9 protein-coding genes are annotated in these 13,426 nt (G+C 67.4%); 4 read left to right on the forward strand and 5 right to left on the reverse strand.

Features of this window, described 5'->3' with window-relative positions:
- Positions 1-35: 35 nt before the first annotated feature.
- Positions 36-3,686 (forward strand): urea carboxylase, encoded by a 3,651-nt coding sequence (gene uca, locus PSR88_RS10795; RefSeq protein WP_016882728.1) that lies wholly within the window; start codon positions 36-38, stop codon positions 3,684-3,686.
- Positions 3,686-5,431: an allophanate hydrolase gene (gene atzF, locus PSR88_RS10800; RefSeq protein WP_016882727.1), complete on the forward strand. Its 1,746-nt coding sequence runs from the start codon at positions 3,686-3,688 to the stop codon at positions 5,429-5,431. The genes uca and atzF overlap by 1 nt, the downstream gene beginning before the upstream one ends.
- On the opposite strand, the gene PSR88_RS10805 is transcribed toward atzF, so the two are convergent.
- Positions 5,428-6,285, reverse strand: a complete 858-nt coding sequence (locus PSR88_RS10805) for an SDR family oxidoreductase (RefSeq protein WP_016882726.1) — start codon at positions 6,283-6,285, stop codon at positions 5,428-5,430. The genes atzF and PSR88_RS10805 overlap by 4 nt on opposite strands.
- A gap of 123 nt (positions 6,286-6,408) precedes the next feature.
- On the opposite strand from PSR88_RS10805, the gene PSR88_RS10810 reads away from it, so the two are divergent.
- Positions 6,409-6,819: a winged helix-turn-helix transcriptional regulator gene (locus PSR88_RS10810; protein ID WP_011594954.1), complete on the forward strand. Its 411-nt coding sequence runs from the start codon at positions 6,409-6,411 to the stop codon at positions 6,817-6,819.
- Here the strand turns inward: PSR88_RS10810 and PSR88_RS10815 are convergent.
- Both PSR88_RS10815 and lpdA read right to left on the reverse strand, forming a co-directional pair.
- Positions 6,812-7,261 (reverse strand): DUF5709 domain-containing protein, encoded by a 450-nt coding sequence (locus PSR88_RS10815; RefSeq protein ID WP_016882725.1) that lies wholly within the window; start codon positions 7,259-7,261, stop codon positions 6,812-6,814. The genes PSR88_RS10810 and PSR88_RS10815 overlap by 8 nt on opposite strands.
- A gap of 112 nt (positions 7,262-7,373) precedes the next feature.
- Complete coding sequence (gene lpdA / locus PSR88_RS10820) at positions 7,374-8,774, reverse strand: dihydrolipoyl dehydrogenase (protein ID WP_011594956.1); 1,401 nt, start codon at positions 8,772-8,774, stop codon at positions 7,374-7,376.
- Positions 8,775-8,829: 55 nt separating this feature from the next.
- On the opposite strand from lpdA, the gene PSR88_RS10825 reads away from it, so the two are divergent.
- Positions 8,830-10,920 carry a prolyl oligopeptidase family serine peptidase gene (locus PSR88_RS10825; RefSeq protein WP_011594957.1) on the forward strand — a complete coding sequence of 697 codons (2,091 nt, stop codon included), beginning with the start codon at positions 8,830-8,832 and terminating at the stop codon, positions 10,918-10,920.
- 8 nt (positions 10,921-10,928) lie between these two features.
- Here PSR88_RS10825 and PSR88_RS10830 read toward each other — a convergent pair whose 3' ends face one another.
- Together PSR88_RS10830 and PSR88_RS10835 are read right to left on the reverse strand one after the other, a co-directional pair.
- Positions 10,929-11,762, reverse strand: a complete 834-nt coding sequence (locus tag PSR88_RS10830) for an alpha/beta fold hydrolase (RefSeq protein WP_029539301.1) — start codon at positions 11,760-11,762, stop codon at positions 10,929-10,931.
- A gap of 73 nt (positions 11,763-11,835) precedes the next feature.
- Positions 11,836-12,879 (reverse strand): alpha/beta hydrolase, encoded by a 1,044-nt coding sequence (locus PSR88_RS10835; RefSeq protein WP_009474815.1) that lies wholly within the window; start codon positions 12,877-12,879, stop codon positions 11,836-11,838.
- Positions 12,880-13,426: the final 547 nt, after the last annotated feature.

A 13,426-nucleotide genomic window follows, 5' to 3' on the forward strand; every position in this document is an offset into this window, starting at 1 on the left:
CTCGGTGAAACACCCCGTCCTTAGCGTATACAACCATGTCCACAGGGATGAATACACCGCCGATCGAGTACTCCTTCGACACTCTGCTCGTCGCGAACCGGGGCGAAATCGCCTGCCGGATCATGCGATCCGCGCACATCCTCGGGCTGAAGACGGTCGCGGTGTACTCCGACGCCGATTCGGCGGCCGCGCACGTCGAGATGGCCGACGTCGCCGTCCGGCTTGGCCCGGCTCCCGCCCACGAGTCGTATCTGCGGGCCGACGCCGTCGTGGAAGCCGCCCTGGCGACGGGCGCGGGGGCGATTCATCCCGGATACGGCTTCCTCTCGGAGAACGACACGTTCGCAGCGGCGACCGAATCCGCCGGGATCGCGTTCGTCGGCCCCACCCCCGCACAGCTCCGCACGTTCGGGAACAAGCACACGGCGCGCGAGGCCGCCCGCGCCGTCGGTGTCCCGCTCGTCGCGGGCAGCGGACTCCTCGACTCCGTCGACGCCGCCCTGTCCGCGGCCTCCGACGTCGGCTATCCGGTGATGATCAAGGCGGTCGGTGGCGGCGGGGGCATCGGGATGCAGGCGTGCTTCGACGCCGCCGAACTCCGCGAAGCCTACGATCGCGTCCAGCGCCTCGCCCAAGCCAACTTCTCCTCGTCCGGGGTGTTCCTGGAGCGCTTCGTCGCCCGCGCCCGGCACATCGAGGTACAGGTGTTCGGCGACGGGCTCGGCCGCACGCTGAGCCTCGGCACCCGCGACTGCTCACTGCAGCGCCGCAACCAGAAGGTGGTCGAGGAGGCCCCGGCGCCCGGGCTCTCCGACGACGTGGTGGAACAACTGCTCAGCTCATCCCGCAGCCTCGCGTCGTCGGTGCACTACCGGTCCGCGGGAACGGTCGAGTTCGTCTACGACGTGGACCGCGGTGAGGCGTCGTTCCTCGAGATGAACACACGACTGCAGGTCGAGCACCCGGTGACCGAGGAGGTCACCGGGGTGGACCTCGTCGAGTGGATGCTCAGGCTCGCCCGCGGGGACGGTTCCATGCTCGACGGGCTCCCCGACTCCGGACCCGAGATCAGGGGCACCGCCGTCGAGGCCCGTATCTACGCCGAGGACCCCGGCCACGACTACCGTCCCAGCGCCGGACGACTCACGGGGGTCGAGTTCCCGGCTCACACGCGGGTCGAGACGTGGGTCGACACGGGCACCGAGGTGAGTGCCTACTACGACCCGATGCTGGCGAAGGTGATCACCCGCGGACACCGGCGCAGGGCGGCGTTCGCCGCCCTCGCGGAGGCACTCGCCGACACGCACATCTACGGGGTCCAGACGAACCTGCCCCAGCTGCGGCGGATCTGCGTCGCCGACACGGTTCTGGGCGCCGAGCACACCACGCAGTCGCTGGCCGATCTGCGGCCCACCGGCCGCCGTGTCGACGTGCTCCGCGCCGGGACGATGACCACCGTGCAGGACCATCCCGGCCGAATCGGACTGTGGGAGGTCGGAATTCCTCCGTCGGGACCGATGGACGACCTGTCGTTCCAGTTGGTCAACACCGCGGTCGGCAATCCGGTCGGCGCACCGGGGCTCGAATGCACTCTGCAGGGGCCGCGCCTCGTGTTCTCGGATGCCACCGTGATCTGTGTGGGTGGCGCGGACACCCCGGTCACTCTCGACGGCGAACCGGTCGCCCTGTGGGAACCGGTGGAAGCGCCGGCCGGATCGGTTCTCGACGTCGGTACTCCGGCGGACACCGGCCTGCGCACGTACGTCGCGTTCCGGGGCGGCATCGACGCGCCGCTGTACCACGGCAGCGCGTCCACGTTCACGCTCGGCGGGTTCGGCGGCATCACCGGCAAGGCCGTCACCACCGGTGACGTGCTGGGACTCTTCGACGACTCGCTGTTCGAGAACACCGCGGGTCTCGGCGCACCGCATCCCGTCCCGGAGGACTCGCGTCCCGAGTTCACGCACGTGTGGCATCTCGCCGTCACCGAGGGACCGCAGCCGGCGCCCGCCTACTTCACCGACTCCGACATGGCGCAGTTCTACGACACCACCTGGAAGGTCCAGACCCACGCGAACCGGACCGGCCTCCGACTCGACGGCCCCAAGCCGGTCTGGTCCAGGACCGACGGCGGCGACGCCGGGCTGCACCCGTCGAACCTGCACGACAACCCGTACAGCATCGGAGCGCTCAACGTCTCCGGCGACACCCCGATCCTGCTCGGCCCCGACGGACCGAGCCTCGGCGGCTTCGCGTGCCCCCTCACCGTGGTGAAGGCGCACCGGTGGAAACTCGGACAGATCAGGCCCGGCGACGAAGTGCGGTTCGTCGCCGTCTCCGACGACGGTGCGCACGAGCTGCGGGCTTCGGATTCGTCGCGCAAACTGGATCTTCCGCCCACCGCAACCCGCTCGTCGAACAGCGACGGCGGGGTCCTGCGCCGCCTCCCGCCCGTACTGGACCGTCCCGAGGTCGCGTACCGACGCGGCGGGGACGACAACATCCTCGTCGAGTACGGCGACCGGGAACTCGACCTCGGACTCCGCATGCGCGTCCACGCACTGTCGGAAGCGCTGGTCCGGCGTCGTGTCCCGGGCATCATCGACATCACTCCGGGTGTGCGCTCCCTGCACCTGCATTTCGACGCCGACGAACTTCCCGCCGACCGGTTGCTGGACATCCTCCAGGACATCGAGGAACTGCTGCCCGCGACACACGATCTGGTGGTGCCGAGTCGCACGGTCCGGTTGCCGCTGTCGTTCGACGACCCGTCCATCGCCGAGGCCATCGACCGGTACCGCAGCGGTGTCCGCCACGAGGCGCCGTGGCTACCGTCGAACACCGAGTTCATCCGGCGCATCAACGGTTTGGACAGCGTCGACGACGTCCGCGACGCCGTGTTCGACGCCGAATACCTGGTGCTGGGGCTCGGCGACGTCTACCTCGGCGCACCACTGGCCGTGCCCCTCGACCCCCGGCACCGCCTGGTCACCACCAAATACAACCCGGCGCGCACGTGGACGCCGTCCGACGCGGTCGGGATCGGCGGCAAGTACCTGTGCGTCTACGGCATGGAGTCGCCGGGCGGCTACCAGCTGATCGGGCGCACCGTCCCGATCTGGTCCGGTTACCGGCAGCACCGCCCCTTCGACGAGGGCACACCGTGGATGTTCCGGTTCTTCGACCGCATCGTGTGGGAACCCGTCACCCCGGAACAGCTGCGCGAATACCGCGAGCAGGCCGTCGCGGGGCGGTTCGACGCGGAGATCTCCGACGGCACGTTCGCGTTCGCCGACCACCTGAAGTTCCTGCGGGACAACGCTCAATCCATCGCCGAGTTCGACTCCCGGCAGTCCGCGGCGTTCGAGGCGGAGAAGTCCGCGTGGCGCGCGTCGGGCGAATTCGACCGCGTCGAGCAGGCGCCCGCACCCGAGCCGTCGGCACGGGTCGACCTTCCGCCCGGGGCTGCCGTCGTCGAGGCTCCCATGGTCGGCACCGTGTGGCGCGTCGAAGTCGAAGCCGGGCAACGAATCGAACCGGGCCAGAACGCCGTGGTACTCGAGGCGATGAAACTCGAGATGCCGGTTGCGTTCGCCACGTCCGGAACAGTCCTCGAAGTCCTCGTGTCACCGGGCGCGATCGTCGAACCGGGCACCCCCCTCGTCGTGATTGGAGCAGAAAACTGATGACTGTCGGTGCCGTGAACCGCGGACAGACCACCCTCTCCCCCACCGCCCGTGTCGAGGACGCCTTCCGGCGGATCGCCGAGGTGGACCGTCCGGAGGTGTGGATCACCCTCCGGCCCGCCGAGGACGTGCACGCGGATGCCGTTGCCGTGCAGGCCCGTCTCGACGCCGGCGAACACCTCCCCCTGGCCGGGAAGGTCGTGGCGGTCAAGGACAACGTCGACGTCGCGGGACTGCCGACGTCGGCCGCGTGCCCCGAGTTCGCCTACCTCCCCGACGTCACCGCGAGCGCTGTGCGCCGCCTGGTCGAGCAGGGCGCTGTGGTGCTGGGGAAGACGAACCTCGACCAGTTCGCGACCGGGCTGGTCGGGACACGCAGTCCGTACGGCGCCGTCCGGTGCTCGTGGGATCCCGAACGGGTGTCGGGCGGATCCAGCTCCGGTTCCGCCGTCGCCGTCGCCCTCGGCATCGCCGACATCGGAATCGGCACCGACACAGCGGGATCGGGCCGGGTCCCGGCCGCGTTCAACGGTCTCGTCGGAATCAAGGCGACACTCGGCGTCATCCCCGCCGACGGCGTGGTGCCCGCCTGCGTCGACTACGACTGCGTCACCGTCTTCGCCGCCGAACTCGACACGGCCGTGACCGCCGCCCGCATCATGTCGGGCCCGGGCAGCGCGGACCCGCGGAGTCGCGCGTGGCCGTCCGACGTCCGCCTGGCGGCGCCCGCACAGCCGAGGGTCGCGATTCCCGCGGAAGAGAACCTCGCGCTGCTGACACCGGAGTACCGCGCGGCGTTCGTCGCCACGGTGGCGTCGTTGACGGACGGAGGTTTCTCCGTCGAGGCGGTCGACATCTCCCCGCTCCTCGACGCCGCCCGCCTGCTGTACGACGGCGCCGTCGTCGCCGAGCGGTACACCGCTGTCGGGAAGTTCCTCGACACCGCACCGGCGGGCGCCGATCCGGTGGTCACCGCCATCGTCGAGTCGGCGAGGAAGCCGGCGGGCCACGAGTTCGCCGCCGACCTCGACACGCTCACCCGCGTCAAGGCGCAGACGCGGGAACTGCTGGCCGGTTTCGACGGCCTCCTGCTGCCCACCACCACCGAACACCCGACCATCGCTGCCGTGCAAGCCGATCCGATCGACATCAACCGACGGATGGGCACGTACACGAACTTCTGCAACCTGCTCGACATGGCCGCCGTCGCGGTCCCGGGCGCCCCGACCGCCACCGGCGACCCGTTCGGTGTCATGTTCGTGGTGCCGGCGTTCGCCGATCAGGTGGCCGTGGACCTCGCGGCCCGTCTCGTCGGTGCACCGGCGCCCACCCTCGTCGAGGACGGTGTGGAACTGGCTGTGTTCGGAGCCCACCTGCGCGGACAGCCACTGCATTTCCAGCTCGAGGACATCGGTGCACGGTTCGTGGACACCGTCACCACCACGGACGCGTACCGGCTCACCGCGCTCGCCACCACGCCGCCCAAGCCCGGCCTCGTCCGTCGCGGCCCCGGCGCCGGAGCGGCGATCGTCGGGGAACTGTTCCGGGTGTCACCCGCCGGGCTGGGCACCTTCCTCGCCGCGCTACCTGCCCCGATGGCGCTCACGAGCGTCGAATTGTCCGACGGCCGCGCCGTGGTCGGCTTCAGCTGCACCCACGACGCGGTCGACGGGGCCACGGACATCACCGAGTTCGGCAGTTGGGTTGCTTACGCCCGTGAGTACTTGTCAACCGCCCGCGGTTAAGAAGTACTCACGGCAAGGACGGTGGCGGCGCGAGTCGAGTTGCGGCCGATCAGCTTCTGCAGGTCGCCGCTCTCGGTGTCGAGAGCGCCGACGGCGACTCCCGCATCGGAGTCGGCGAGCATGCTCGCGATCGGTGCGGGCAGTCCGGCGCCCTCGAGCGCCGCGGCGTACTCAGCCTGCGGAAGGTCCTTGTACGACACAGGCTTTCCGAGGACGGAGGAGATGGCCTCCGCCAGTTCGCTGTACGTCAGGCGCTCGTCGCCACCCAGCTCGTACACCTTGCCTGCCTGCCCGTCGGCGAGCAGGACCGCGGCGGCGGCCTCGGCGTAGTCCTTGCGGGCGGCAGCGGCGACGACACCCGTTCCGGCACTGCCGAACAGCGTACCGGTCTCGGCCGCGGCGGGAATGCTGCCGAGGTAGTTCTCCCAGTACCAGCCGTTGCGGAGCAGCGCGAAGTCGATTCCGGACTGCGTCAGCCGGTCCTCCGTGGCACGGTGTTCGACGGCCAATCCGATCGGGCTGTTCTGCGCGTCGAGGATGCTGGTGTAGGCGACGAAGCCGACTCCGGCGGTGTTCGCGGCGTCGATCACGTTGGCGTGCTGGGCAACCCGCTGACCGACCTCGCTGCCGGAGACGAGCAGCAGCTTGTCGACGCCGGCGAAGGCGGACTCGAGTGCGGCGCGATCACTGTAGTCCGCCTGCCTGATCTCGACGCCCTTGTCGGCGAGGTCTGCGGCCTTGGCCGGGGTGCGGACGACGGCGACGATGTCGCCCGCGGGGGTGCCCTTGTCGAGTAGTGCCTCGACGACGAGTCGACCGAGGTGTCCGGTTGCTCCTGTGACGGCGATGGTCATGACGAACTCCTAGCGCGTGAGTGGGCGAGTTGACTGTTCAAGCTCACTTATCATCATGCACTAATTTTTCGTAAGTGCAAATGTTAGAGTAAGCACTTCCTTCGTGTGGGGTAGACTGGACGTATGTCCGAGCTCGCACAGCCAGCACAGGAAGCCGAGGACGTCACCCTCGAGGCGGACGTCTTTGCACGCAACTGCGCGTCGCGCGAGACCCTGCAGACGATCACCGGTCGCTGGGGGGTGCTCGCACTCGCGGCGCTGACCGAGGGGAACTACCGATTCAGTGCACTCCGCCGACGCGTCGACGGCGTCAGCGAGCGCATGCTGTCGCAGACGCTGCAGGCCCTCGAACGAGACGGCCTCGTCGTTCGCGAGGTGCTCGAGGCCATTCCACCCAAGGTCGAATACAGCCTGACACCGCTCGGCGCCGAGGTCGGTTCACGCCTCATCGGCCTGATCGAACTGGTCGAATCGCGCGTGCCCGACGTTCAGGCAGCACAGGAGAAATACGACGCCGGACGCGGCGTCAGCTGAGTTCGTCGAGTTCGGTTTCCTCGTCGACGATGTGGACCGCGGCCTCCTCGGCCGACGCCGCTCCCCCGTCGATGCCGATGTCGGACGCCACGAGGTCCTTCTCCTCGTCCTCGCCCACACCCTCGTCCTCCGCGACGAGCCGGCCCGACCGCAGCCGCCCGACCTCGTTGTCGTCGAGGATCTCCGCGTTGTCGTCGTCTTCCAGAGCCGGGTCCGGCTCCTCCTCCGCGAGCCGCTGATCGAGGGTCTCCCCCTCGCGCTGCTCGGCGGCCGTCGTCCCGTACGCGTCCAGCCCGAGCGGCCTCTCCGGAGGCGAATAGCCCTCGTCGAGAACGTCGTCCACACCTCGGTCGACCAACGTGTCTTCCGGCTGCAACTGGTCCTCTTCGTCCAGGCTGTACTCGCCCTCGGATCCTTCTGGCGTGCTGTCCGGCATGGTCATCTTTCCCACGATGCCATCGCAGCGGACAGTTCGCCATCGGATCGCGGAAGCAACTCGGTGAGAAACGAAAAGAGCCCGCACAGAGACTGTGCGGGCCCTCTCGGTGTTCGGGTCAGAAGTTGATCATGTGCCCGGCGAGACCGTGGATGGCCTCCTGCAGGGCTTCGCTGAGCGTCGGGTGCGTGTGCACGTTGCGGGCCAGCTCGTTGACCGTGAGGTCCCACTTCTGCGCGAGGGTCAGCTCGGGCAGCAGCTCGGAGACGTCGGGTCCGATCAGGTGTCCGCCGAGCAGTTCGCCGTACTTCTTGTCTGCGATCAGCTTGACGAAACCGGTCGGGTCACCGAGGCCGTGCGCCTTGCCGTTGGCGGTGAACGGGAACGTCGCGACCTTCACGTCGTAACCCTCGTCCTTGGCCTGCTGCTCGGTCAGACCGAAGCTCGCGACCTGCGGCTGGCAGAACGTGGCCCGCGGCATCATCCGGTAGTCCTCGATCGGCAGCGTCTCGACGCCGGCGATCGTCTCGGCGGCCACGACGCCCTGCGCCTCGGCGACGTGCGCCAGCTGCAGCTTCATCGTGACGTCACCGATGGCGTAGATGTGCGGCACCGACGTCTGCATCGTGTCGGTGATGCCGATCGCACCACGATCGAGCTGCACACCGGTCTTCTCGAGGCCGTAGCCCTCGACGCGGGGCGCGAATCCGACCGACTGCATCACCTTGTCGACCACGACGGTCTCGATGTCGCCGGACTTGTTGTTCTTGATCGAGACGGTGACCTTGCTGCCGTCGTCGTCGATGCTCTGGACGGCGGCACCGGTCTTGATCGTGACGCCGAGCTTCTTGTACTGCTTCTCGATCTCCTTGGAGACGTCCGCGTCCTCGTTGGGCAGCGCACGGTCGAGGAACTCGACGATCGTGACGTCCACTCCGTAGTTCTTCAGGACGTACCCGAACTCCATGCCGATCGCGCCGGCACCGACGATGAGGATCGACTCCGGGAGATCGCGGGTGAGGATCTGCTCCTCGTAGGTGACCACGTTCTCGCTGAGCGAGGTGCCCGGCAGCAGCTTGGTGGTGGAACCGGTGGCGATGATGGCGTTGTCGAACGTCACCGTCTCCGTCCCGCCCTTGGACAGCTCGACCGAGAGGGTGTTGGCGTCGGTGAACGACCCCTTGCCGTCGTACTCGGTGATCTTGTTCTTCTTCATCAAGAAGTGAACGCCCTTGACACGCCCGTCCGCGACCTTGCGGCTGCGGTCATAGGCTGCGCCGAAATCGAAGGACGCCTCTCCCGAGATGCCGAACGTCTTGGCCTCTTTCGTGAAGAGATGCGCAAGTTCGGCATTGCGGAGAAGTGCCTTGGAGGGGATGCAGCCGACGTTCAGGCACACACCGCCCCAGTACTTCTGCTCGATGATGGCGGTGCTCAATCCCAGCTGTGCCGCGCGGATAGCAGCGACGTACCCACCGGGACCGGCTCCGAGGACAACGACGTCATAGTGTGAGGTCACGGTTGTTCAGGGTAGTCCCGTCCGGAATCGCTGTCGCCACGCGGTCGTATTACCCATGAGTAGCCTCACCCGTCACACCTTTGCCGCCGCGACCAGGCATGACACCGCCTGCAAGAATGGCGCCATGACGGATCCCTTCCTCTGGCTCGAAGATGTCACCGCGGAACGGTCGCTCGACTGGGTGCGGGAGCGCAACGCCCGCACTCTCGCCGAGTACACCGAGACCGCCGAGTTCTCCGGGCTCGAGAGCCGGATCCTGGACGTACTCGACACGGACGACCGGATCCCCTACGCCGGCATGCGCGGCGAGTACCTGTACAACTTCTGGCGCGACGGCGACCACAAGCGCGGCATCTGGCGGCGCACCACGCTCGAGCAGTACCGCACCGAGAACCCCGAGTGGGACGTCCTGCTCGACGTCGACGCCCTCGCCGAACGGGAGGGTGAGAACTGGGTGTGGGCCGGGGCCAGCGTGCTGCGACCCGAGCAGTCGCGCGCCCTTTTGTCGTTCTCGCGCGGTGGCGCCGACGCGTCCGTGGTGCGCGAATTCGACATCGAGAAGCGCGAATTCGTCGGCGGTGACCACGCATTCGACGTCCCCGAGGCGAAGACCAGCATCAGCTGGATCGACAAGGACACCGTGTACGTCGGGACCGACTTCGGTGAAGGCTCGATGACCGATTCCGGCTACCCGAGAATCGCGAAGCGCTGGCATCGCGGCACCCCGATCACCGAGGCGGTCACCGTCTTCGAGGGCGAGACCACCGACGTGTCCGTCGGCGCCTCGTACGACGACACTCCCGGATACGAGCGGCACTTCGTCGGCCGGTCCATGGACTTCTACAATTCCGAGCGCTACCAGCTGCTCCCGGACGGCTCGAAGGTCCGGATCGAGACCCCCGACGACGCGGGCTCGTCCGTGTACCGCGACTGGTTGACCATCCGTCCGCGCACCGACTGGGACGTGGACGGCACCGTCTACCCGGCCGGGTCGCTGCTCGCCGCGAACTACGCCGACTTCCTCGCCGGGTCACGCGAGCTGACGCCACTGTTCACCCCGGACGAGCACACATCACTGGAGCAGGGAACGTGGACCCGGAACCACCTCCTCCTCGTGCGATTGTCGGACGTGCAGACCAAGCTGTCGGTGCTCACACCGAACGACACCGGGTGGGAGGAGAAGCCTCTCGACGGCGTACCGGAACTCACGGCGAGCGGGATCATCAGCACCGACCCCCGCAACAGCGACAGCTTCTTCGTCAACTCCAGCGGATTCACGACGCCGGCGACGCTGCTGTACGGCACGGTCGGCGGACCGCTCGAACCCGTCAAGCAGGCGCCGTCGTTCTTCGACGCGGACGGCATGTCGGTGTCGCAGCACTTCGCGGTGTCCGACGACGGAACCGAGATCCCCTACTTCGTAGTGCGCCGTGACGACGTCACCGGGCCCTGCCCCACCATGCTGTACGGATACGGCGGCTTCGAGAACTCGATGGTCCCGGGGTACAGCGGTTCGGTCGGGTTCGCGTGGCTCGAACGCGGCGGCGCATACGTGGTGGCGAACATCCGCGGCGGCGGCGAGTACGGCCCGTCATGGCACACCCAGGCGGTGCGGGAAGGTCGCCACAAGGCGTTCGAGGACTTCGCCGCGGTCGCTCGCGACCTCGTGGCCCGGGGCGTCACGACGTCGAAGCAGCTCGGGATCCAGGGCGGCAGCAACGGCGGACTCCTCATGGGCGTCATGCTCACCCGCTACCCGGAACTGTTCGGGGCGATCGTGTGCCAGGTTCCGCTCCTCGACATGAAGAGGTACCACCTGCTGCTCGCCGGGGCGTCGTGGATGGCCGAGTACGGCGATCCGGACAACCCCGACGACTGGAAGTTCATCAGCGAGTACTCGCCGTATCAGAACACCGACGCGACCGCGGACTACCCGCCGATCCTCGTCACCACGTCCACCCGCGACGATCGCGTCCACCCCGGCCACGCCCGCAAGATGACGGCGCTGCTCGAGGAGCAGGGCCACGAGGTCTGGTACTACGAGAACATCGAGGGCGGGCACGGCGGGGCCGCGGACAACGCCCAGGCCGCGTTCAAATCGGCGCTCACGTTCACGTTCCTGTGGGAGCAGCTCACCCGCCCGTGACGCACCGGTCAGGTGTGGTCGCGGACCCACTCGACGATCCGGTCGACGGTGCCGGCCGGGTCGCGGATCCAGCCGTTGTGGCCCAGCGGCTCCGGCTGGTGCCACTGCGTGACGTCGGCGTTGGGGAGTTTCGCGAGGAGGTTCTTCGCCGAGGATTCCGGAGCCAGATCGTCTCCTTCGACGGTCACGGACAGCACCGGAAGTTTCAGCCGGGCGATGCGTTCCTCGTAGTCGATGTCGGCGCCGTCGGGTTCGATCCTGCCGGTGCGGGCGAATCGCGACCAGTCGGTGATCAGCGCCTTCGACTGCCGCCCGAACCCGCCGATGTCGAGTTTGTCGCCGGGCCAGAACCCCGCCAGGTTGGCGGTCATCGACATCGCCGCGGCGCCCACCAGCATCCGCGGGGCGTGTATCCCTGGGAATCCCCGGTGATACGGCGACCCGGACGCGACGAGCACGATCCCGCCGAGCCGGCCGCGGATCCGGGCCGCGTACATCACGCCGAGCTGACCACCCATGCTGTGTCCCAGCAGGAAGGGCGTCGCGGCGGGAAAACGCTCCCGCACCACTTCGAAGATCGCGGGGAAGTCCAGAGCCACCAGTTCGTGGTAGCCGTACGTGCTGGTGCTGCTCGGACGGGGACGGCTGTCGCCCTGGCCACGGAGTTCGCCGATCGCCGCGTTGAACCCCCGGGACACGAGCTCGTCGGCGAAGGGTTCGTAGTAGCCGGCGGGAATTCCCAGGCCGGGAAACACCACGATGACGGGGGCCTCGTCCGGACCGGGAAACAGGCGAACCGGAGTGGTGGTTCCGTCGGGCATCTGGATCGGTACTGTCTCCACTTCGTCAGACTAGACGGCTCGACCCCCGCAGATCCGGGATCTGCGGGGGTCGAGTCTCATCCGAGACCGGTGACTACAGGCCGATCGACGCAGCGAGCATCGGCCACGACTTGTGCAGGTCTTCTTCCCAGTACGACCACGAATGCGTCCCGACGGGCCGGAAGTCGAAGGTGGCGGGAATCTGCAGTTCATTCAGCTTGTCCGCGAGCGCGTGGGTGCACTGGTTGGTGGCCGCCTCGATGGCGCCGCCGAGGAGGATCTGGTTGGCGAGCGTGCCGACGTCGCCGTTGATCCCCGGTCCGTTCAGCTGGTCGCCGGGCCCGGGCAGTCCAGATCCGTTGCTGACGTAGATGTCGAGTCCGCGCAGCTTCTCCGCGTTGACGTACGGGTCGTTCGCCGTCCAGCCGGGGCCGTCTTCCGGCCCCCACATGTTGGAGGTGTCGCCGCCGCCGCGGCCCTCGACGACCAGCCGCACGTACGTGCGGCCGGGGTCCGTGCTGGTCATCGCGCAGCCGCTGTAGGCGCCGACGCTCTCGTACAGGCCGGGAGCCGACTGTGCCAGGCTCAGCACCGAACTGCCCGCCATCGAGATACCAGCGATCGAGTTGACGCCGTTGGTGCCGAGCGCGGAATCGACGATCGGCGGAAGTTCCTGCGTGAGGAACGTCGTCCACTTGTTGTTGCCCAGTTCCGGGTCGGTCTGCTCCCAGTCCGTGTAGTAACTGAACGCGCCCTCCATCGGAGTGACCACGTTGACGTTCTTGTCGGCGAAGAAGCCGACGACATCGGTCCTGGCCTGCCACGTGGCGGAGTCCTCGCCGCCGCCCGCCCCGTTGAGCAGGTACAGCGTGGGCCTCGGTTCGCTCGTGTCCGCGGGGGTGATGACCCGCAGCGGGATCTCCCGGTCCATGGAGGCCGAGTACACCTGCATGGTCAACTGCCGGTCGTCGATCTCGTCGGTGCTCACCAGGTGGGAACCACCGTCCGCGACAGTGGCATCTCCGGTGGGATCGGCGGAAGCGGACGCCTGGACTCCGAGGCACGGAATCGCCGCCGTCAGGGCGACCGCGAGCGCAAGCCGCACCCCGTACCTACCCGCTGCAGTGCGGTTGACCATCGTTCTCCTTCGCTGCGACGTCACCTGCCCGACTCCGAAGAGGCGAGAGCTGGAGCCCACATGATGTCATGTGGACTCCAGCTCTCGTCGAGAAGTGGGGCCGAAACGGAGTGCCCCTATCCTTCGACGGACCCGAGGAAGCCGATGAGGGTGGTGAGTGCGTCGAGCAAGGACGTAATGATGGTCGACATATTTCTTACTCCTTTTGGCGATTCAGCGGATTCGAAATCCCCCACCTTCAGGGGCTCCGTCATTTGTACCCGAGTTTTTACGTCGAATAAGCACAAAGTGGTAAACATTTGCAATCGTTGACTTAACGACGAACCCGCAAATCAGCACTGGCTACTTCTCAATTATCTTCAGGGCATGCTCATTTACCTGCGGATATGCGGTGACTACGATCTCCGGATCCACGTTCTCGTAATCGAAGAGCGACAGAACATACCTCGCTGCATTGTTTCCGGACTTTTTCTTGCCACTGCCCTTGAATTCTCCTGCGGAGTAACGAGGCGTGGACGAATTCGAGCATCTCTCCTTTTGCCCGGTG

The sequence above is a fragment of the Rhodococcus sp. DK176 genome, from assembly GCF_038447315.2.
Classification (GTDB): Bacteria; Actinomycetota; Actinomycetes; order Mycobacteriales; family Mycobacteriaceae; genus Rhodococcus_F; species Rhodococcus_F jostii_A.

Bases quoted from the DNA above. Each gene is read 5' to 3' on its own strand.
- PSR88_RS10825 (WP_011594957.1), top strand. From the start codon at position 8,830: ATGAGTAGCCTCACCCGTCACACCTTTGCCGCCGCGACCAGGCATGAC.
- PSR88_RS10815 (WP_016882725.1), bottom strand. From the start codon at position 7,261: ATGACCATGCCGGACAGCACGCCAGAAGGATCCGAGGGCGAGTACAGC.
- uca (WP_016882728.1), top strand. From the start codon at position 36: ATGTCCACAGGGATGAATACACCGCCGATCGAGTACTCCTTCGACACT.
- PSR88_RS10835 (WP_009474815.1), bottom strand. From the start codon at position 12,879: ATGGTCAACCGCACTGCAGCGGGTAGGTACGGGGTGCGGCTTGCGCTC.
- PSR88_RS10810 (WP_011594954.1), top strand. From the start codon at position 6,409: ATGTCCGAGCTCGCACAGCCAGCACAGGAAGCCGAGGACGTCACCCTC.
- PSR88_RS10805 (WP_016882726.1), bottom strand. From the start codon at position 6,285: ATGACCATCGCCGTCACAGGAGCAACCGGACACCTCGGTCGACTCGTC.
- atzF (WP_016882727.1), top strand. From the start codon at position 3,686: ATGACTGTCGGTGCCGTGAACCGCGGACAGACCACCCTCTCCCCCACC.